The 18,330-nt window shown below is 64.3% G+C and carries 22 protein-coding genes; 12 read left to right on the top strand and 10 right to left on the bottom strand.

Annotated elements, in window-relative coordinates; genetic code table 11:
• The first annotated feature begins 195 nt into the window (after nt 1–195).
• Complete coding sequence (locus HYH07_RS21255; RefSeq protein ID WP_220004323.1) at nt 196–423, top strand: hypothetical protein; 228 nt, start codon at nt 196–198, stop codon at nt 421–423.
• Between the two features lie 14 nt (nt 424–437).
• Here HYH07_RS21255 and HYH07_RS21250 read toward each other — a convergent pair whose 3' ends face one another.
• Complete coding sequence (locus HYH07_RS21250) at nt 438–683, bottom strand: hypothetical protein (RefSeq protein WP_228749684.1); 246 nt, start codon at nt 681–683, stop codon at nt 438–440.
• 265 nt (nt 684–948) lie between these two features.
• On the opposite strand from HYH07_RS21250, the gene HYH07_RS21245 reads away from it, so the two are divergent.
• Complete coding sequence (locus HYH07_RS21245) at nt 949–2,991, top strand: acetoacetate--CoA ligase (RefSeq protein ID WP_220004321.1); 2,043 nt, start codon at nt 949–951, stop codon at nt 2,989–2,991.
• A 96-nt stretch (nt 2,992–3,087) separates the two neighbouring features.
• Nucleotides 3,088–3,390, top strand: a complete 303-nt coding sequence (locus HYH07_RS21240; RefSeq protein WP_011087444.1) for a hypothetical protein — start codon at nt 3,088–3,090, stop codon at nt 3,388–3,390.
• A 4-nt stretch (nt 3,391–3,394) separates the two neighbouring features.
• Here HYH07_RS21240 and HYH07_RS21235 read toward each other — a convergent pair whose 3' ends face one another.
• Nucleotides 3,395–3,613: a hypothetical protein gene (locus HYH07_RS21235; RefSeq protein WP_220004320.1), complete on the bottom strand. Its 219-nt coding sequence runs from the start codon at nt 3,611–3,613 to the stop codon at nt 3,395–3,397.
• Nucleotides 3,614–4,138: 525 nt separating this feature from the next.
• On the opposite strand from HYH07_RS21235, the gene HYH07_RS21230 reads away from it, so the two are divergent.
• The 4 genes from HYH07_RS21230 (at nt 4,139) to HYH07_RS21215 (ending at nt 7,523) form a co-directional block, all read left to right on the top strand.
• Nucleotides 4,139–4,726 (top strand): formyltransferase family protein, encoded by a 588-nt coding sequence (locus HYH07_RS21230; RefSeq protein WP_220004319.1) that lies wholly within the window; start codon nt 4,139–4,141, stop codon nt 4,724–4,726.
• Nucleotides 4,727–4,923: 197 nt separating this feature from the next.
• Nucleotides 4,924–5,274, top strand: a complete 351-nt coding sequence (locus HYH07_RS21225) for a hypothetical protein (protein WP_083514634.1) — start codon at nt 4,924–4,926, stop codon at nt 5,272–5,274.
• The gene (locus tag HYH07_RS21220; protein ID WP_220004318.1) at nt 5,219–5,767 is read left to right on the top strand and encodes a hypothetical protein; all 549 of its coding nucleotides are present in this window, start codon (nt 5,219–5,221) and stop codon (nt 5,765–5,767) included. Before HYH07_RS21225 ends, HYH07_RS21220 begins: the two co-directional genes overlap by 56 nt.
• 334 nt (nt 5,768–6,101) lie before the next feature.
• Nucleotides 6,102–7,523, top strand: a complete 1,422-nt coding sequence (locus HYH07_RS21215) for a caspase family protein (protein WP_220004317.1) — start codon at nt 6,102–6,104, stop codon at nt 7,521–7,523.
• Between the two features lie 229 nt (nt 7,524–7,752).
• Here the strand turns inward: HYH07_RS21215 and HYH07_RS21210 are convergent, their stop codons facing one another.
• Nucleotides 7,753–7,992, bottom strand: coding sequence for a BrnA antitoxin family protein (locus HYH07_RS21210; protein ID WP_057755646.1), 240 nt, complete (start codon nt 7,990–7,992; stop codon nt 7,753–7,755).
• 3 nt (nt 7,993–7,995) lie between these two features.
• Complete coding sequence (gene cysK / locus HYH07_RS21205) at nt 7,996–8,985, bottom strand: cysteine synthase A (protein ID WP_283842844.1); 990 nt, start codon at nt 8,983–8,985, stop codon at nt 7,996–7,998.
• 222 nt (nt 8,986–9,207) lie between these two features.
• Here cysK and HYH07_RS21200 point away from each other — a divergent pair, with 222 nt between their 5' ends.
• On the top strand, nt 9,208–9,426 hold the full coding sequence (locus HYH07_RS21200; protein ID WP_057755648.1) for a hypothetical protein: 219 nt from the start codon (nt 9,208–9,210) through the stop codon (nt 9,424–9,426).
• 80 nt (nt 9,427–9,506) lie between these two features.
• Here HYH07_RS21200 and tgt read toward each other — a convergent pair whose 3' ends face one another.
• Nucleotides 9,507–10,655, bottom strand: a complete 1,149-nt coding sequence (gene tgt / locus HYH07_RS21195; protein ID WP_220004316.1) for a tRNA guanosine(34) transglycosylase Tgt — start codon at nt 10,653–10,655, stop codon at nt 9,507–9,509.
• Nucleotides 10,656–10,878: 223 nt separating this feature from the next.
• On the opposite strand from tgt, the gene HYH07_RS21190 reads away from it, so the two are divergent.
• The 4 genes from HYH07_RS21190 to HYH07_RS21175 all read left to right on the top strand — a co-directional run bounded on the left by HYH07_RS21190 (nt 10,879) and on the right by HYH07_RS21175 (nt 15,044).
• Nucleotides 10,879–12,021 (top strand): patatin-like phospholipase family protein, encoded by a 1,143-nt coding sequence (locus HYH07_RS21190; RefSeq protein WP_220004315.1) that lies wholly within the window; start codon nt 10,879–10,881, stop codon nt 12,019–12,021.
• 134 nt (nt 12,022–12,155) lie between these two features.
• Nucleotides 12,156–12,902 carry a TetR/AcrR family transcriptional regulator gene (locus tag HYH07_RS21185; RefSeq protein WP_220004314.1) on the top strand — a complete coding sequence of 249 codons (747 nt, stop codon included), beginning with the start codon at nt 12,156–12,158 and terminating at the stop codon, nt 12,900–12,902.
• Between the two features lie 271 nt (nt 12,903–13,173).
• The gene (locus tag HYH07_RS21180; protein ID WP_220004313.1) at nt 13,174–13,779 is read left to right on the top strand and encodes a PepSY domain-containing protein; all 606 of its coding nucleotides are present in this window, start codon (nt 13,174–13,176) and stop codon (nt 13,777–13,779) included.
• A 227-nt stretch (nt 13,780–14,006) separates the two neighbouring features.
• Complete coding sequence (locus tag HYH07_RS21175; protein ID WP_220004312.1) at nt 14,007–15,044, top strand: aspartate-semialdehyde dehydrogenase; 1,038 nt, start codon at nt 14,007–14,009, stop codon at nt 15,042–15,044.
• A gap of 119 nt (nt 15,045–15,163) precedes the next feature.
• On the opposite strand, the gene queA is transcribed toward HYH07_RS21175, so the two are convergent.
• The 5 genes from queA to coaD form a co-directional block, all read right to left on the bottom strand.
• Nucleotides 15,164–16,237, bottom strand: coding sequence for a tRNA preQ1(34) S-adenosylmethionine ribosyltransferase-isomerase QueA (queA, locus tag HYH07_RS21170; RefSeq protein ID WP_220004311.1), 1,074 nt, complete (start codon nt 16,235–16,237; stop codon nt 15,164–15,166).
• A 72-nt stretch (nt 16,238–16,309) separates the two neighbouring features.
• Nucleotides 16,310–16,774, bottom strand: coding sequence for a peptidylprolyl isomerase (locus HYH07_RS21165; protein ID WP_220004310.1), 465 nt, complete (start codon nt 16,772–16,774; stop codon nt 16,310–16,312).
• Nucleotides 16,771–17,181: a hypothetical protein gene (locus HYH07_RS21160; protein ID WP_220004309.1), complete on the bottom strand. Its 411-nt coding sequence runs from the start codon at nt 17,179–17,181 to the stop codon at nt 16,771–16,773. The genes HYH07_RS21165 and HYH07_RS21160 overlap by 4 nt, the downstream gene beginning before the upstream one ends.
• An 8-nt stretch (nt 17,182–17,189) precedes the next feature.
• On the bottom strand, nt 17,190–17,765 hold the full coding sequence (locus tag HYH07_RS21155) for a peptidylprolyl isomerase (RefSeq protein WP_220004308.1): 576 nt from the start codon (nt 17,763–17,765) through the stop codon (nt 17,190–17,192).
• Nucleotides 17,766–17,805: 40 nt separating this feature from the next.
• A complete protein-coding gene (gene coaD, locus HYH07_RS21150; protein WP_220004307.1) occupies nt 17,806–18,300 on the bottom strand; it encodes a pantetheine-phosphate adenylyltransferase in 495 nt (164 codons plus the stop codon).
• Nucleotides 18,301–18,330: the final 30 nt, after the last annotated feature.

The raw sequence follows: 18,330 nt of genomic DNA, 5'->3' as shown, positions 1-18,330 counted from the left end.
CCCGGGCCGGGCGTCAAGCCGGCCGGAGACGGGCCCGACCCGCCGGGTCCGCCAGATCCGGAAATCCGGCAAGATCCGCCACGTGCGCCCGCATTGCCTAACGGCATTTAACCGGATTTCAGCGGCCCGGTTTACGCCGATGCAAAGGCTCGCGCCTATCCTTGCCGCAAGGTCCCAAAAAACACTCGCGGTGCAATGGCCAATACCATCTGGACGATCGAAGAATTCACCTGCCCCGGTTGCGGCATGAACTACACCGCGACCCGGGAGGAGCATGCCGAGCCACACGCTGGCCAGTTCAAATGCAGCATCTGCAGCGGCGTGGTACACTCCTGGTCCGGCAAGCACCATTTCTTCGGCTGGCAGGCCGTGAAGTCCAAGCCGGCCGTGTTCGGCCGGCGCTGGGCCGGAGTGCAGTGGTAGCGCCGGCAGATCGCTTACCGGCGCACGCCCACGCGGTTGACGCCGCCATTCAGATTGGTCCCGCTCACCGTGCCGGCCCGAACCGCGGCACGCGCGACCGGACGCGGCCGCAGCACCACGCCGGCGCGTGCGACGCAGGACGGCGGATAATCGACATACTGGCAATAGACCACGGCATTCGCGGGTGTCGGACTGAGGGTCACCCCCGCCGTCCCCAGCAGACCGGCAGCCGCAAGCGCTGCGACTGCTACTGACTTCATCGAACGAAGCTCGCTCCGCTGCATGATGATCCTCCCTCATTGCACGCGTTGATGGTGATGGCTGCCGCCGCAGACCAGCTGGACGCAAGGTGCGTCGTGGTGCATGGGCATCGTTGACGTAGATCAACGTGGGTGCGGCATCGGAGCTGACCGAAAGTCGCCGCGGCCGCGATGTCATGCCTGCCATTCGGCGGACGATGCTCGGCTTTTGCTGAAGGGCGACACCGGTTAAGTTCGCCCTCTCCGCAACCGAAGCCGATATGCAATGACCGGCCCTTTCGTCCCGCAGATCGCCCTTTATCGCAACTGGCTTGCCAAGCAGCGTGGCCTCACCTTCGCTGACTACGAGGCGATGCGGCAATGGTCGGTGCGGGATCTCGATACGTTCTGGCGCAGCATCTGGGACTATTACGACCTGCAATCGCCAACGCCGTTCGCGGCCGTCATCACCGAGCGCAAGATGCCCGGTGCGGTGTGGTTTCCCGGCGCGCAGGTAAACTATGCGCGGCAGGTGTTCCGGCATGTGGACGCCGCGCATGGCGCCGGCCAGCCCGCGATCGTCTCCAGCGGCGAGGATGGCAAGCTCACGGAAACCAGCTGGCCGGAGCTCAAGCGCAAGGCGGCCGCACTGGCGCTGCATTTGAAGGACAAGGGGATCAAGCCCGGCGACCGCATCGCGGCTTACCTCCCCAACATTCCCGAGACCATCATTGCGTTTCTCGCGAGTGCCAGCATCGGCGCGGCCTGGAGCCTCTGCGCGCCCGACATGGCGGCGCCCGCCGTGATCGACCGCTTCAAGCAGATCGAACCAAGAGCGCTGATCGCCTGTGACGCCGTCACCTATGCCGGGCGCAGGCATGACCGCAAGGACGTCATCGCCGAGCTGCGCCGCTCGCTGCCGACGGTCGAGCATGTGATCCTGCACAGCGAAGCGTCCGCCGCACCGGACGCCCTGCTCTCCGACATCACCGCAAGGACGGGCACGGCGGTCGACGCCTTCGAGCCGATATGGCTGCCATTCGATCATCCGCTCTGGATCGTCTATTCCAGCGGCACCACCGGCCTGCCGAAGCCGATCGTGCACGGCCATGGCGGCATCGTCATCGTGGTGCTGGCGCTCCTGGGCTTACACAACGACATCGGCTGTTCCTATCACGAGAACTCGTTCGGCGAGCGCTATCACTGGTACTCGTCGACCGGCTGGATCATGTGGAATTCGCAGGTCGGCGGCCTGCTCAGCGGCACCACCTGCTGCATCTTCGACGGCAGCCCCGGCGGCACCAGGGACAAGCCCGACTGGTCCACGTTGTGGCGCTTCGTGGCGCAATCGAAAGCGACCTTCTTCGGCGCTGGCGCGGCCTTCTTCGGCAACTGTGCCAAGGCGGAGATCGACCTTACGGCCGCGGGCGATCTCTCCCGCCTGCGCTGCCTCGGCTCGACCGGCTCGCCGCTCAGCGCCGACACCCAGGCCTGGTTCAACGCGCGCTTCGCTGCGCTGTCGAAGCTCAACGGCAGCAAGGCGCAGGCCGATATCTGGTGGGCGAACATCTCCGGCGGCACCGATTTCGCCGGCGCCTTCATCGGCGGCAACAGGGAATTGCCGCAGACGCCGGGCGCGATGCAATGCCGCCTGCTCGGCGCGGCCGTGGAAGCCTTCAGCGAACAGGGCCGCGCCGTGACGGGCGAGGTCGGCGAGCTCGTCTGCACCGAGCCGATGCCGTCGATGCCGCTCTATTTCTGGAACGACAAGGCCAATGCGCGCTATCTCGCCAGCTATTTCGAGACCTATCCTGATAATTTCGACGGCAGCGGCCGCGGCCCGGTGTGGCGGCACGGCGACTGGCTCAAGATCAATCCGGATGGCTCCTGCGTGATCTACGGCCGCAGCGATGCGACGATCAACCGGCACGGGCTGCGCATGGGCACCAGTGAGCTCTATTCCGCCATCGAGGCGCTGCCGGAGGTGCTCGACAGCCTCGTCGTCGACCTCGAATATCTCGGCCGCGACAGCTACATGCCGCTGTTCGTCGTGCTGCGCGAGGGCGTCGCCTTGGATGGCGCAATGCAGGCGAAGATCAACAAGACGATAGAGGCCCGCCTGTCACGCCGCTTCCTGCCGAACGAGATCTTTGCCGTCGCCGAGATCCCGCGCACGCTGTCGGGCAAGAAGCAGGAGCTGCCGATCAAGAAGCTGCTGCTCGGCCAGCCCGTCGAGAAGGTCATCAACAAGGAAGCGATGGCCAATCCGGCCTGCCTTGATTGGTATCTTGCGTTTGCCCGGGACTACCTCGCCCGAACCGCGGCCTGATCCCGGGCTGATCGGACCAATTGCGCCTCCGGCATTTGCACTCCGTTCACCGATGAGAGCTAGACCGGTCAGGATCCCTGCAACGAACAGCACGCCATGGCCGACCTCAACGCTGTCCTCACCCGGCTCAACGACCGCCTGCTTCGCCTCGAAGGCGAGCTGTTCGTGCTGCGCTCGCTGGCGCGCGCGACGCTGACGGCAGGCGACGACCACGCGGCGCGGATGCGCAAGCTGGTCGAGGCCGCCAAGGTCGCGCTCGATGACGAGGCCAAACGCGAGCTCGACAAGCCCACGCGCAAATATGTTGATGCGGCAACCGCGCTGGTGGAGGAATTGCTGGTCGAGCCGACCCCGGCGCGGCCGCTGTTCACCGTGATCGATGGCGGACGGCGCGACTAAAGCGTCAGATGTCCGTGGATTCAGCCTTCAGCCGGCTGAGACCTTCCTCGATGATCGCGATCTCCTCGTTGATCTTGCTGATCGGCAGGCTGAAATCGTACGCGCCTGACCTGCCCTTCAGGTCAACGGCGAGCCGCTGCCTGTGCATCATCAGCTCGTCGAGGCCACGGCGGTTCTTCAGCCGCACATAGGCGTCCACGATCTGCGCAATTGTGTTCGACATGACATCGGTCCCGGCAAAAATGCCCGCGCGGCGCACCCACGCCGGCGGGACATTTTTGGTGTCGCGGTACGCAATACAAATCCGCGACGGATTCGTCGATACGACAACTGGGTTGAGAACGTGTTACCGTTTGATGACCCGATGCGGCGAACAACGAAAAGGCCGCTGGCGATTGCACCAGCGGCCTGAGCCGGGTTCGAAAACGGATCCGTAATGAAATCTGACCAGCCCCGATTGGGGATGTTCTAACGGCGCTCAGCGGATACCTCTGTCAAAAGTGAAACATAGGAACCGGCGCGCTGATCATTTGGCGCCGACCGCGGCGCGGCGACAACGCTTAGTCCGTGACGGAGGTCGCAGTGCGGTCATGGAAGCACCGGAACGGCCCGTGGTGCGTTCGCCGCGTTCATCGGTCCTGTGCACCCCTGCATTGTTGATAACCGGTGCAAATGCCGCGCAGGTGGTGACAGGGCGCCCGGACGTGTTATCGGGGGATGACGCAGTTGCGAGACGGATCGGACACCCATGCGCATTACCCTCGTCGGCTCCCGCCATTTCGGCGTGACCACCCTGAACATGCTTCGCGAACACGGCGTCGGAGTCGTGCGGGTCGTGGTGGCCGACCAGGACGACCGCCTGGCCGCGACGGCCAAGGCCGCCGGCATCGAGGTGGTGGTGCAGGCCAATCCCAAGCTGGTGGTGGCCTCCGAGATTGCCCCCGACACTGATCTGATCATCACCGCCCACAGTCATGCCCGGGTTGGCAAGGACGCGCTCGCAGCCAGCAAGCTCGGCGGGATCGGCTACCACCCCTCGCTGCTGCCGCGCCATCGCGGCAAGGCCGCGGTGGAATGGACCATCAAGGAAGGCGACCCGATCGCCGGCGGCACCATCTATCACCTCGCCGACCGTATGGACGCCGGCGCCATCGCCGCTCAGGACTGGTGCTTCGTGAAGAAGGGCGAGACCGCTCGCGAGCTCTGGGAGCGTGCGCTGGCCCCGTTGGGGCTCAAGCTGCTCGCCGACGTGATCGACTACGCCAAGGTCCACAAAGCGTTGCCGGCCAAGACTCAGGATGAGCAGTTCGCGACCTCGGCGCCAAGTCTTTCCTAGCAGGTCTTTCCTGAGTCGCCTCTCGCGTTAAGGATTAACGTGAGGCCGCATTGATTCTGCTTCAAGAATCGGAGCCAAAATCGCAAATAAACCATTGTTTCCACAGGAACAATTTTCGCATTTGCATTGCACCAAATTTCCGTCACATTTGGCCCGAATAACGGTCAGCATATCAGACACATTCAAGGACGGAATTCATGCGTTTTGGTCGCATTGCGGCGTTCTGTGCCGCTTCAATTGTTACTGCCAGCCTCGCCGCTCCCGCTTTCGCCCAGACTCCCTATGACGGCAATTGGCACGTCACCATCGTGACCAAGACCGGTTCTTGCGAGCCGACTGCAAGCTCCATGCTGACGGTCGCCGACGGCAAGATCACCGCGCCCGGCGCTAACGTTTCCGGCACCATCGGCAGCGGGGGTCTTGTGAAAGTTTCGATCAATGGTGCATATGCCAACGGTCAACTCAGCGGCAATGCCGGATCGGGGAAGTGGAATGGAGCATCTGCAGGTATACCGTGCAGCGGGCGGTGGGAAGCATCGCGCCAATAAGCAATTCGGAACTGGTGTCCTCAATCGGCGGCTGCTCATGGCGGCCGCCGTCTTGTTGGTGACAGCTGTTGCCACCAGCTCGGAGAGCAAGGCCCAGGCCGGCCCCTTCGCACCGCTGGCGGGCAGTTGGAGCGGCGGCGGCACGGTGACGCTGGATGACGGCTCGACCGAGCGGATCCGCTGCCGGGCCAAATACGCTCCGATCGGACCGACCATGGAGATGTCGCTGACCTGTGCCAGCGACGCCTACAAGTTCAACCTGGCTGCCAGCGTGAAGGCCGAGGGGAGCGCCATCACCGGCAGCTGGTCCGAGGCCAGCCGCAACATCTCCGGCTCACTTCAGGGGCGCGGCGGCGGCGGGAACTTCGAAGTGGTCGCCTCTGCCGCTGGATTCAACGCCAACATCGCGTTGAGAACGAGCGGCAACAAGCAGAGCGTTACGATGCGCGCGGACAGCCAGTTCCGCGGCGCCAATATCTCGCTGTCGAAATAGGACGACAGCACTGCGATACGACCATCGACCCGGCGACCTCGCCGGGTCGATTTTTTTTATCGCGCGCCGTGCCCCAGCATCGCAATCTTCTGAATCTGAAGCCGGCTGCCCCGATTCCTGCCCGCGCCCGGTGAACCGCGGCGCGGCTCGAGGCGACAAATCCAAGTGGTCGAGCGTGATTTGGATCACGTTGGAGGGGCATTCCATCGTGCACATTCGATCACAGAGCAGCGGACTGGGTCAGTCGTTTTGCTAGCGCGAGGCCGAGCGCTTTCGTGTAGGTTCGACACCAATCTGTTGCTGCCTATCATTCGATTCTGTTGGGGATTTTCAGATGCGCACTCTCACCATCATCGTTTCGCTGATGTGCATGGCGCTGTCGGTCAGCGCCGCCAAGGCCGACCGCCGCGTCGCCTTTGTCGTCGGCAACGGCGCCTACAAGAACGTCGCGCAATTGCCGAACCCGCCGATCGACGCCAAGGCGATGGCATCGACGCTGCGCAATGTCGGCTTCGAGGTGATCGAAGGTTCCAACCTCACCCGCGACCAGATGACCGAGAAGCTGCTCGATTTCGGCCGCAAGGCCCAGGGCTCCGATATCGCAGTGTTCTATTATGCCGGCCACGGCATCGCCGTCAGCGGCACCAACTATCTCCTGCCCATCGATGCCGACATCAAGTCCGAGATGGACGTCAAGCTTGGCGCCGCCATCAACGTCGACCTGACGCTCGACCAGACCATGGGCGATGCCAAGGTCAAGCTGGTGTTCCTCGACGCCTGCCGCGACAACCCGTTCGCCGCCAAGATCAAGTCGAACTCGGCCACCCGCAGCGTCAATGTCGGCAGCGGCCTTGCCGAGATGAAGTCGGGCGAAGGCACGCTGATCGCGTTCGCCACGGGCCCGGGCCAGACCGCGCTCGACGGCCAGGAGGGCAACAACAGCCCGTTCACCCGCGCTCTGATCGACAACATCACCAAGCCCGGCGTCGAGATCCAGCAGGCGATGACCTCCGTGCGCGCGCAGGTCAATGAAGAGACCCACAAGGGCCAGCTGCCCTGGGGCCACACCAATTTGATCGGCGCGGTCTATCTCAACCAGGCGCCGACGACCCAGGTTGCCAACGCGGCGCCGACGGCAACCGCCGCGCCAGCCGCAGCGGCCGGCAACTCCGAGGCTGAAGTCGAGTTCTGGCGCTCGGTGAAGGAATCCAACAAGCCGGAAGAGCTCAACGCCTACCTCTCCGCTTATCCCAACGGCCAGTTCAAGCCGCTGGCAATGGCGCGGCTCGCGGCGATCCAGAACGGTCCGTCGACCACGACCCGCAACCTCAATGCGGGCGTCGATCCCGCAACCTTCACCGACGACGCCACCCAGCTCACCGAGGACCAGATCGGCCTCGACAAGGGTCAGCGCCGCGACGTGCAGCGCCGCCTCACCGGCCTCGGCTTCGACACCAAGGTCACCGGTGTCTTCAACGACGAGACCCGCTCGGTGCTCAAGCGCTGGCAGGCCGCCCGCGGCTATCCGTCGACGGGCTTCCTCAACAAGCTCCAGCACAAGGCCCTGTTGTCCGAGATCGTCGCGACGACGACCGTGAGCGATGACAGCGCGAAGCCGGCCAGGCGCGCGGCACCAGCGCCAGCACAGGCGCAGAGCGCACCGGTTCAGCATCGCAACAGCGGTGGCGGCGACGCCGGCGCGGCCTTCGTGGGCGGCGTGGTCGGCGGCATGATGGGCGGCATGTTCCGCCGCTGAGTCGCCAAACTCGATCGCAAATGCAAAAGCCCGGCTCGCGCCGGGCTTTTTCTTTGCTCTCCTCGGTCAAGGCAGAAGGAAAATGCTGCCGCAGACTTCGTCATTGCGAGCGTAGCGAAGCAATCCAGAATCCCTCCGCGGCAATAGTCTGGATTGCTTCGTCGCACGAGCTCCTCGCAATGACGAGGAAAGAGGCGTGCCTTACACGGACGTATCGGGCCGCGGAGATTTACTTCCCCGCCGCCTTGCGCAGCGCCTCGTTGATGCGGTCCTGCCAGCCGGGGCCGCCTTCCTGGAAATGCTCGAGCACGTCCTGATCGATCCGCAGCGTCACCTGCTCCTTGATCCCGGGTGCCACGTTTTTCTTCGGCGGCGGCTCCGCCACTTTAGCCGTCACCTTCTTGAACGCCGCCTCGGCTTCAGTGCGCGCGTCGCCCAATGTCCGCGGTCGCCTCGGTTGATCCGCCATCGCTCAGATTCCCTCAAACAGAGCCGTCGAAAGATAGCGCTCGGAGAACGACGGCACGACAGCCAAAATGGTTTTTCCCGCAGCTTCCGGCCGCTTGCCGATCTCGAGCGCGGCGGCGATTGCGGCACCGGAGGAAATGCCGCCCGGAATGCCCTCATGCCGCGCCAGCGCGCGCGACGTTTCGATCGCGGTCGTCGAGTTGATCTTCACGATCTCGTCGATCACGGAGCGGTCGAGGATGTCGGGCACGAAGCCCGCGCCGATGCCTTGGATCTTGTGCGGCGTGTGGGTGCCTCCTGATAGCACCGGGCTCTCCTCGGGCTCGACCGCGACCACCCGCAAGGACGGCTTGCGCGGCTTCAGAACCTGACCGACGCCGGTGATGGTGCCGCCGGTGCCGACGCCGGCGACGAAGTAGTCGATATTGCCTGATGTGTCGTTCCAGATCTCTTCCGCCGTGGTGCGGCGATGCACCTCCGGATTGGCGAGGTTCTTGAACTGCTGCGGCATCACCGAGTTCGGCGTCGTCTTCAACAGCTCTTCGGCGGTCGCGATCGCGCCCTTCATGCCTTGCGCCGCCGGCGTCAGCACCAGCTCGGCGCCGAGGAACGCCAGCATCTTGCGCCGCTCGATCGACATGGATTCCGGCATCACCAGCTTCAGACGGTAACCACGTGACGCCGCGACGAAGGCGAGCGCGATGCCGGTATTGCCTGACGTCGGCTCGATCAGCACCGTGTCGGGCTTGACGATGCCCGCCTTCTCCATGGCGATGATCATGGCGGCACCGATACGGTCCTTCACGCTGGCGGCCGGATTGAAATATTCGAGCTTTGCCAGAACCGTCGCGTTGACGCCGCGCATGCCCGGCAACCGGCGCAGGCGAACGATCGGCGTGTCGCCGAAAGCCTCGACGATCGAGTCGTAGATCCGGCCGCGACCGGGTTGGTGCGCTGCACCCATCTTTGCAACCTTCTCGGACGATGCGCCCATGTTGAACTCCCTGTGGCAGCAATTACGCTTCTCGCGCAGCGTTTGCGCAGTTACGGACAGCTGGTGACGACACGCAAGCGACAATGCGGTACATGTTAAATACGCTGCATCGCAAAATCGCGAGGGCACTAATTAGCAGAAAATCAACGCATTCGTGTTGCGGCCTCGTCAACTGATTCTGTTTATGTTAGACTTAGGTCTCAAAGCAGGGAGGTCACCACGATGTCAGCAGTCGCTGAAGTGTTGTCGACCGTCGCGGCAAGGCGTGATCCGCGTTGTAGCGAGTTGCCCACCTGTCCCGTCTGCGCCGATTCCATGGTCGCCGCTGAAGCGTCCGCCTACGTCTCGGATCACATGATCTCGTATCTCTGGACCTGCGACAATTGCGGCTACGGTTTCGTGACCAAGCATGCCGTCAAGCAGCGGATCGTGTGCAACTGACGCGATTGCTGGATCTTGTCGGAAAACCGCGGCACACTTTGCGCTAACGCGGCCCTTCGGGTCCGGATCATGCTCTCGCCCTAGCGCGGGGCGATGTCGCCCCTCGCCCAGTCCTCGCGCGTACGCCGATAGAACTCGTCGAATGTTCCGCGTGCGATCGCGTCCCTGATGCCCTGCATCAGGAACTGGTAGTAGGCGATATTGATTTCGGACAGCAGCATCGCCCCTAGCGTCTCGCCCGCCTTGACGAGATGGTGCAGATAGGCGCGTGCGCAATTGCGCGTTGATGGCCACGCACTCTCCTCGTCGAGCGGACGCGGATCGTCGGCGTGGCGGGCGTTACGCAAATTGACCTGGCCGAAACGGGTGAAGGCGACGCCGTGACGGCCATTGCGCGTCGGCATCACGCAATCGAACATGTCGACACCGCGCTTCACCGCCTCAAGAATGTCGTCGGGCGTGCCGACGCCCATGAGGTAGCGCGGCCGGTCGGCCGGCAGCGCCGGCGCCGTCTCGTCGATCATCGCCAGCATCACGGCCTGCGGCTCGCCCACGGCAAGACCGCCGATCGCATAGCCATGGAAGCCGATCTCGACCAGGCCTTGCGCGCTCGCATGGCGCAGTTCCGGCACGTCGCCGCCCTGGACGATGCCAAACAGCATGTAGCCGTCTGGCGCGCTCTCGAAGGCACGCTTGCTGCGTTCGGCCCAGCGCAGCGACAGCCGCATCGCGCGCTCGACGTCATCGCGCTCGGCCGGCAGCCGCACACATTCGTCCATCTGCATCGCAATGTCGGAGCCGAGGTAGCGCTGCACCTCGATCGAGCGCTCCGGCGACAGCTCGACCTTGGCGCCGTCGATATGGGAGCGGAACGTGACGGCGTGCTCGCTGACCTTGCGCAGGTCCGCCAGCGACATCACCTGAAAGCCGCCGGAATCCGTCAGCATCGGCCCGTTCCAGCCGGTGAACCGCTGCAATCCGCCGAGCGCGTGGATGCGCTCCGCGCCGGGACGCAGCATCAGATGATAGGTGTTGCCGAGCACGATATCGGCGCCGGCATCACGCACCTCGCGCCAGTGCATGCCCTTCATCGCCCCGGCGGTGCCGACAGGCATGAAAGCAGGCGTCCGCACCACGCCGTGGGGCGTGGTCAGGCGGCCGGTTCGCGCGGCGCCATCGGTGGCAAGCAGCTCGAAATGATTGGGTAGACCGGTATCGGGAGGATCCATGGCGGTGCTTATTGCGTGTCGGGCGAGCCCGATCAACCCACACGATGCCCCAGACTGGCACGGCGTTGACGCGGACGTGATGACACCGGCGGCTTGATGAACAAAACGATACAGTGTAGTTTCACTGTCGGGGCTGGACGAGACGCCGCGGCACATGGCCTGCGGCCGCAGATGCGTGATCGCCAGCCACCGACCGATGCCCCTCCCCCCATGTTCGACGGACATGTCCGCCGCCTCTGACGGCTGGACCAAGCGCGTGATCGGGTCCCTGGTCCTGGCATCCAGCCTGACACTCGCCGCCTGCACCTCGATCCCCCGCACGCCCTATACGGCGGCCGATGCCAGCAGCTCGCGCGTGCTCGACATCGAGGGCCTCAGGCGCTACGCCGACGAGCCCATCACCAAGTTCAGCTTCGCGCAGGACAAGGCGACCGGAAGCCGAACCTATCTGGCGCTCTCCGGCGGCGGCGCCGATGGCGCCTACGGCGTCGGCGTGCTCAATGGCTGGAGCGCAGCAGGCAACCGTCCGACCTTCTCCGTCGTATCGGGTGTGAGCACCGGCGGCCTGATCGCGCCGTTTGCCTTCCTCGGATCGCAATATGACGACACGCTGCGCGAGCTCTACACCAGCGGCATCGCCGAGAGCCTCTTGAACGATCCCAGCATCATCCGCGTGCTGTTCGGCTCCGGCCTGTTCGGCAATACGCGGCTGCGCGAGCTGGTCGCGCGTTATGTCGGACCCGAGCTCATGGCGCAGGTCGCACGCGAGAGCGCCAAGGGCCGGCGGCTGCTGGTGGTCACCACCGATCTCGACACCCAGCGCACCGCGATCTGGGACATGGGCAAGATCGCCGCAGTCGGCACGCCCGAGGCGCTGAAACTGTTTCGTGACGTGATGGCGGCCTCCGCCAGCATTCCCCTGGTGTTTCCGCCGATCCTGATCGAGGCCGAAGGCCAGGGACGCAGATTTCAGGAGATGCATGTCGACGGCGGCGTGACGGCGCCGGTGCTGACGCTGCCCGAAGCCTTGCTGTTGCAGGGACGCCTGCCCGGCAATGCGAAGATGGACATCTACATCCTCGTCAACAAGAAGATCGAGCGCAACTTCGAGCTGGTCGCCAACAGCACGATCGACGTCGCCTCACGCAGCCTGTCGGCGATCACGCAATCGCAGACGCGCTCGATCATCTTCTCGACCTACGATTTTGCCAAACGCAACAATCTCGGCTTCCATCTCTCCTATATCGAGCGTGATTATCCGGCGCCGCCGTCGGAAGGCTTCGACACCGGCTATATGCGGGCGCTCTACCAGTATGGCTACGAGAAAGCGGCCGGCGGCCAGGCCTGGACCTCGCGGATGCCGTGATATCCGCATCGCGGAACGGCGGTGGTGGAAGACCGTGGACGATACGGCCAGTTCGGCCAGATTCGCCATGACGCGCCGGTTGCTGCGCGTTATACAGCAGTGACTACCAGCACGACCGCGCAGGAATCACGGGCATGGGATTGACTGCGACCAAGGCAAAAACGGCAGTGGCACGACGCGAGGTGACGAAATCGCGCGGCGGCCGGCCGACCAAGAGCGCCGCGATCGAGCGCGATCAGCGGCTGATCGAGGTCGCCACCCGGCTGTTTCTTGATCGCGGCTTTGACGCCACCTCGCTCGACGCGGTGGCCGAGGCCGCGCGGGTCAGCAAGCCCACCGTCTATTCCCGTTACGGCGACAAGCGCGGCCTGTTTGCCGCCGTTCTCCGCCGCGAGATCGCGCGCTGGCTGGCGCCGCTGTCGGCCGCGGCGGAAACGCAGCTCAGCAGTGCCTCCGATATCCCGGTCGAACAGCGACTGGTCGAGATCGGGCGCGAGATGCTGAACTTCACCTGCGGTCCCGACGCCGTGGCCTTCAGCCGCATGATGACGTCGCAGGCCATCAACTTCCCTGATGTCGCCAAGCTCGGCAGGGAAGAGGGCTGGTTGAAGGCCGTCGCGACCACCGCCCGCTTCTTCGACCATCTGGTGGCGCAAGGCGCGCTTGATGTCGACGACACCACGATCGCGGCCGAAGTGTTCCTCGACGTTGTCGTCGGCCACACCCACCGCATGGCGACGTTCGGCACGCCGATGGAGTTCAAGGCGGCAGAGAAAAGGATGCGCGCGACGATCAAGCTGTTCCTGGCCGGCGCGATCGGCCCTGCCGACCGCATCCAGGGCGCACCGAAGGCCGCGCAACGGCGCCGCCCCTCCCGCTGACATTTCCGTGAGGGCCGGCGATTTGTCCCCTGCGGACGCCGGCCGCTTCGTTGACCAAAATAAAACGATACGGTATGGTTTTGTTTATAGAGCGGTGCGGGCCACTTTTTTCACCAGCCCCAAAAGAGGACCGGACCACTCAGATCGCCGCGACGGGTACAGCCCGCTAGCGACGCTCCGCGGCCGGCCGGTGCCCAAGGCCGGCCGCGATTTCTTTACGAACATTCGGCAGACTTGCTGGTGCGAGACCTGCCGGCCGAAGGTTTGGACCATGAGCGCGACAAGACCAGGGATATGCGGATTGCTTGCGATCGCCCTGTCAGGGCTGCTCATCGCAGCGCCTGTTCGCGCGACCATCTCGGCAGGCTCTACGCCCGCCACAATCCACGGCGAGACAGATGGGGACGCCGCGGCGGATCGCCAGGCGGTCAGCCGCGAAATCGAGCGCTTCCGCTCTTCGTCGATCTCGATCAGCCAGGCGATGGCGATCGCGGAAGCCCGTCATGCCGGCGCGACCACCGCGGATATCAGCTTCGACGGCGGCTCGGGCGTGCCGGTCTACCGGGTCAAGACCCTGCACAACGACCGGATCTGGCGCTACACCATCAACGCGGCGACCGGCGAGGTCATCGGCGGCGAGGCCGCCCTGCCCCTGACCGAGCTGGACAATGAGGATCGCAGCAACCTCGCCGCACTCGGCATCATCAAGCACCGCCTGGCTGACGCGGTGCGCGTCGCCGAGAAGGCGGCATCAGGCAAGGCCATCAGCGGCGGGCTGGTGCGCGAGGGCGGCCGGCTCAATTTCGCGATCGTCGTCATCAGCGGCGACGATCTCAAGGAGGTCCTGCTCGAGCCGCCGGGCGTGCGGGGCAAGTGACGAGGCCATCATCCCGCCGAAAAGCCATTGACGGACGCACAACTCTCCCGCATAAGTCCCGCCATGTTCACGACCACCAAACGCACGACCAAAACCACCACGGCCTTCGGGGCCCGGGGAGGCGTGCGCGCATAGTCGTCGACTAAAACGCATCAAGCTCTGCCGAAGCCCCGCCCATGATGGTCTGGGGCTTTTTTGTTGCCTGAATCACAGCTCAAGCGAATGCAATGGAGGACAAAGTGAGTAACGATCCCGTCGTCGCGATTGTCGGCGTCACCGGTGCGGTGGGCGCCGAATTCATCGCCACCATGGACAAGCGCGGCTTTCGCGTCGGCAAGCTCAAGGCGCTTGCCAGCGCCCGCTCCGCCGGCAAGACGGTATCGTTCCGCGGCCAGAACATCATCATCGAGGAATTGACCGAGCGCGCCTTCGAGGGCGTCGACATCGCGCTGTTCTCCGCCGGCAGCGGCATCTCGAAGAGGTTCGCGCCCATCGCGGTCAAGGCCGGCGCGGTCGTCGTCGACAACTCCTCAGCCTTCCGCATGGATCCGAACGTGCCGCTGGTCATCCCCGAAGTGAACGCTGGCCGTATCCGCGACCACAAGGGCATCATCGCCAACCCGAACTGCGCCGCGATCACCGCGCTGGTGCCGCTCTGGCCGATCCATCAGAAGAACCGCATCAAGCGCGTGATCATCTCGACCTATCAAGCCGCCTCCGGCGCCGGCGCGGCCGCAATGGACGAGCTCGTCGAGTCGACCCGCGCCAATCTCAACGGGCAGGTCTACACGCCCAAGGTGATGCCGCACCCCTACGCGTTCAATCTCTTCAACCACAACACGGCCGTCGATCCCGAGACCGGCTACAACGACGAAGAGACCAAGGTCATCAAGGAAACCCGCAAGATCTTCGAGGACGAGAATATCGCGATCGGCGTCACCTGCGTCCGCGTGCCGGTGCTGCGCGCCCATTGCGAGGCCATCACCTTCGAATGCGAGAGGCCGATCACCGAAGACCAGGTCCGCAGCCTCATGGCGCAGGCGCCGGGCGTGAAGGTCGTCGACGACCGCCTCAAGAACTACTTCCCGATGCCGATCGACGCCTCGGGCCAGGACGATGTCCTGGTCGGCCGCATCCGCAAGGACCTCAGCGACCCCTCTGGCCATTCGATTTCGATGTTCGTGGCGGCCGATCAGCTGCTCAAGGGCGCCGCGCTGAACGCCGTGCAGATCGCGGAGCTCCTGCCGCAGCGTGTGATGGCGTAAGAGAAGGTGCGTAGGGTGGATTAGCCCTGCGACTGCGCGAAGCGCAGTTCGCACGGCGTAATCCGCCTCTTTCCAATCGGAAACAGAAATGGTGGGTTACGCCTTACGGCTAACCCACCCTACGGCTCGGCCCTAAACAACAAACACGCGTCCCCATACGAATAGAACCGGTACCCGTTCGCGATCGCATGCGCATAGGCCTGCTTCATCGTATCCAGGCCGGCGAAGGCCGACACCAGCATGAACAGCGTCGACTTCGGCAGATGGAAATTCGTCATCAGAATATCGACCGCGCGAAAACGATAGCCGGGCGTGATGAAGATCGAGGTCTCGGCCGCGAACGGCTGGATGGTGCCGTCCTCGGTGGTGGCGCTTTCCAGCAGCCGCAATGACGTGGTGCCGACGGCGATGATGCGGCCGCCGCTCTTGCGCGCGCTGTTGAGCCGCGCCGCGGTCTCGGCGGAGATCGTCCCCCACTCGGCATGCATCTTGTGAGCGTCGGTGTCATCGACCTTCACCGGCAGGAACGTCCCTGCCCCGACATGTAGCGTCACGCGGACGATGCTGACGCCGCGCGCATGGAGCGCTTGCTCCAGCGCCGCCGTGAAATGCAGGCCCGCGGTCGGCGCAGCCACCGCGCCTTCGTTCGTCGCGAACATCGTTTGGTAGTCCGCGAGATCCTGATCGTCAGGAGTGCGCTTGGAAGCGATGTAGGGCGGCAGCGGCGGGCTGCCGAGATCGGCGATCGCCTGGTCCAGCGCGGGCCCATGGAACGAGAAGCCAAGCGTCACCTCGCCTTCCATCCCCTTGGCCTCGACCTCGGCATCGAGATGGCCGAGCAGGCAGACCTTGCCCTCATTGCCGAAGCGGATGCGGTCGCCAGCCGTGAGCTTCTTAGCGGGCTTCACCAGCGCCTGCCAGCGCGAGCCGTCGAGGCGCTTGATCAAGGTTGCCTCGATCTTCGGCTCGGTCTCGCGGCCGATCCGGCGGCCCTTCAATTGCGCCGCGATCACCTTGGTGTCGTTGACGACGAGCTGGTCGCCCGGCTTCAGCCAGTGCGGCAGATCCGCAATGGCCTGGTCGCGCAGCGCGCCGTTCTCCACGACCAGCATCTTCGCGGAGTCGCGGGGACTGGCCGGGCGCAAGGCGATGCGCTCTGGCGGCAGGTCGAAATCGAACAGGTCGGTGCGCATGTCCAGAACTTGCCATCGCCCGCCTTGTGCGCAATTGCGCACCAGGCGGGGCATGACGACGGCAAAAGGCCGTTATTCCTTATCGGCCGCCATCCGCGCCTTGACGATCTTGTCCGGGTTCTGGACCGGCTCGCCGCGCTTGATCTTGTCGACGTTCTCCATGCCTTCGGTGACCTTGCCCCACACCGTGTACTGGTTGTCGAGGAAACGGGCGTCGTCGAAGCAGATGAAGAACTGGCTGTCGCCGGAATCCGGGCTCGCCGCGCGCGCCATCGATGCGGTGCCGCGCACATGCGGCTCCTTGTTGAACTCGGCCTTCAGCTTCTTGCCGGATCCGCCGGTGCCGGTGCCGTGCGGGCAGCCGGTCTGGGCCATGAAGCCCTCGATCACGCGATGGAACACGATGCCGTCGTAGAAGCCCTCACGGACCAGCTCCTTGATGCGGGCGACATGGCCGGGCGCGAGGTCCGGACGCATCTCGATGGTGACGGGGCCCTGCGTGGTCTCGAGGATCAATGTGTTTTCGGTGACGTTCATGCTCGTCTCTCTTGTGTTGGAGGTGAAGTCTTCCGGCGGCGGATCGGGATCGCGAAGGGACGTCCCGCGGCCGCGCCGGCCATTGCATCGGTAAATGGCAACGGCGTGCAGCGTTGCAATGTCTCCATCACCGCGATGCGGTACTGCAGCCGGTCTTCGTCGGTGGCATCCGCGGATTCATAGGAAATTCGCGGATGGCCCAAAATGTTTCCGCTCCGGTTAAAGCTCACGATGACGGTGATGTCGATAGGGTGAGCCTTGCTGGTTGGCGGCGGTTTCCAGCAGGTTTGCAAGTACCTGGAAATGTCCGCGATGGTGTCGACCTTGGCGTCCTCGGCAGCAGCACCGATCGCGCCAAGCAGGAGCGCTGCGGCAGCGAGCAGAAGCCTGTCGCCGCGGCGCGCCATGAGCCCTCCTACTTGATGTCGGAGGCGACTTGCACCTTCACCATCTTGTCGGGATCGGTGACGGTGCCGCTCGGCGAGCCGGCCGGTGCCTTCTTCAGCTTGTCGACCACGTCCATGCCCTGCACGACCTCGCCGATGACGGTGTACTGGCCGTCGAGGCTGCCGCCGTCGGCGAACATGATGAAGAACTGCGAGTTGGCGGTATCGACGCTGTCGCCGCGCCGTGCCATGCCGACGATGCCGCGCGCGAAGTGAACCTTGGAGAATTCCTGCTTCAGATTGGGATATTTCGAGCCACCGGTGCCGTTGCCGTTCTGGCCGTCGCCGGTCTGGGCCATGAAGCCGTCCATCACGCGGTGGAACGGCACGTTGTTGTAGAAGCCCTCGCGCGCCAGCTGCTTGAGGCGCTCGGCGTGCTGCGGGGCCAGGTCGGTCCTGAGCTTGATGACGATGCGGCCCTTTGTGGTGTCGATGACGAGCGCATTGGCCTTGTCGAGATTGGCCGGCAGCTGCTGCGCCACGGCCGGGGCCGCGGCAATAAGCGCGACAAACATCGTGGCAAGGATTGCGAAACGACGGTTCATGAAAGCTCCGGATCAGATGAGATGAAGAAGTGCGCCGTTATCAGGCGAATTTGGCCTTGAGCAAGGATGCAACGAGCGGCGGCACGAAGGCCGACACGTCACCACCCATACCCGCGATCTGTCGCACCAGTGTGGCGGTGATCGGGCGGACCATGGGGGATGCCGGCAGGAAAACCGTATGCACCTCGGGCGCCATGGCCTCATTCATGCCTGCGAGCTGCATTTCGTAGTCGAGGTCGGTGCCATCGCGCAAACCTCTGATCATGATGGTCGCACCATGCTTGCGGGCGGCGGTCACCGAGAGATCGTCAAAGGTGGTGGTCTCCAGCGTACAGCCCGCCTGGGCCGCCACCGGCCCGCAGACATCATGCAGCATTTTCAGCCGCTCCTCGGCCGAGAACAGCGGCTTCTTGCCGGGATGAGCGCCGATAGCGACAACAAGCCTGTCGCACAGGGGGACGGCATGCCGGACCACGTCCAGATGGCCGTTGGTGATGGGGTCGAAGGAACCTGGGTAAAAGGCAATCCGCGGCATGGCCCCCTCCTACCGCGCCCGGCTCTGCCC

The organism is Bradyrhizobium sp. BR 10261, assembly GCF_019455395.1.
Taxonomy (GTDB): Bacteria; Pseudomonadota; Alphaproteobacteria; order Rhizobiales; family Xanthobacteraceae; genus Bradyrhizobium; species Bradyrhizobium manausense.
The sequence above is the reverse complement of the archived record's forward strand: the minus strand, read 5'-3'. Positions and strand labels throughout refer to the sequence as shown.

Bases quoted from the DNA above. Each gene is read 5' to 3' on its own strand.
- HYH07_RS21185 (WP_220004314.1), top strand. From the start codon at position 12,156: ATGGGATTGACTGCGACCAAGGCAAAAACGGCAGTGGCACGACGCGAG.
- cysK (WP_283842844.1), bottom strand. From the start codon at position 8,985: ATGGGCGCATCGTCCGAGAAGGTTGCAAAGATGGGTGCAGCGCACCAA.
- HYH07_RS21215 (WP_220004317.1), top strand. From the start codon at position 6,102: ATGCGCACTCTCACCATCATCGTTTCGCTGATGTGCATGGCGCTGTCG.
- HYH07_RS21155 (WP_220004308.1), bottom strand. From the start codon at position 17,765: ATGAACCGTCGTTTCGCAATCCTTGCCACGATGTTTGTCGCGCTTATT.
- HYH07_RS21180 (WP_220004313.1), top strand. From the start codon at position 13,174: ATGAGCGCGACAAGACCAGGGATATGCGGATTGCTTGCGATCGCCCTG.
- HYH07_RS21210 (WP_057755646.1), bottom strand. From the start codon at position 7,992: ATGGCGGATCAACCGAGGCGACCGCGGACATTGGGCGACGCGCGCACT.
- HYH07_RS21175 (WP_220004312.1), top strand. From the start codon at position 14,007: ATGGAGGACAAAGTGAGTAACGATCCCGTCGTCGCGATTGTCGGCGTC.
- HYH07_RS21190 (WP_220004315.1), top strand. From the start codon at position 10,879: ATGTCCGCCGCCTCTGACGGCTGGACCAAGCGCGTGATCGGGTCCCTG.
- tgt (WP_220004316.1), bottom strand. From the start codon at position 10,655: ATGGATCCTCCCGATACCGGTCTACCCAATCATTTCGAGCTGCTTGCC.
- coaD (WP_220004307.1), bottom strand. From the start codon at position 18,300: ATGCCGCGGATTGCCTTTTACCCAGGTTCCTTCGACCCCATCACCAAC.
- HYH07_RS21200 (WP_057755648.1), top strand. From the start codon at position 9,208: ATGTCAGCAGTCGCTGAAGTGTTGTCGACCGTCGCGGCAAGGCGTGAT.
- HYH07_RS21235 (WP_220004320.1), bottom strand. From the start codon at position 3,613: ATGTCGAACACAATTGCGCAGATCGTGGACGCCTATGTGCGGCTGAAG.
- HYH07_RS21240 (WP_011087444.1), top strand. From the start codon at position 3,088: ATGGCCGACCTCAACGCTGTCCTCACCCGGCTCAACGACCGCCTGCTT.
- HYH07_RS21245 (WP_220004321.1), top strand. From the start codon at position 949: ATGACCGGCCCTTTCGTCCCGCAGATCGCCCTTTATCGCAACTGGCTT.
- HYH07_RS21220 (WP_220004318.1), top strand. From the start codon at position 5,219: ATGGAGCATCTGCAGGTATACCGTGCAGCGGGCGGTGGGAAGCATCGC.
- HYH07_RS21225 (WP_083514634.1), top strand. From the start codon at position 4,924: ATGCGTTTTGGTCGCATTGCGGCGTTCTGTGCCGCTTCAATTGTTACT.
- HYH07_RS21165 (WP_220004310.1), bottom strand. From the start codon at position 16,774: ATGAACGTCACCGAAAACACATTGATCCTCGAGACCACGCAGGGCCCC.
- HYH07_RS21250 (WP_228749684.1), bottom strand. From the start codon at position 683: ATGAAGTCAGTAGCAGTCGCAGCGCTTGCGGCTGCCGGTCTGCTGGGG.
- HYH07_RS21160 (WP_220004309.1), bottom strand. From the start codon at position 17,181: ATGGCGCGCCGCGGCGACAGGCTTCTGCTCGCTGCCGCAGCGCTCCTG.
- queA (WP_220004311.1), bottom strand. From the start codon at position 16,237: ATGCGCACCGACCTGTTCGATTTCGACCTGCCGCCAGAGCGCATCGCC.
- HYH07_RS21230 (WP_220004319.1), top strand. From the start codon at position 4,139: ATGCGCATTACCCTCGTCGGCTCCCGCCATTTCGGCGTGACCACCCTG.
- HYH07_RS21255 (WP_220004323.1), top strand. From the start codon at position 196: ATGGCCAATACCATCTGGACGATCGAAGAATTCACCTGCCCCGGTTGC.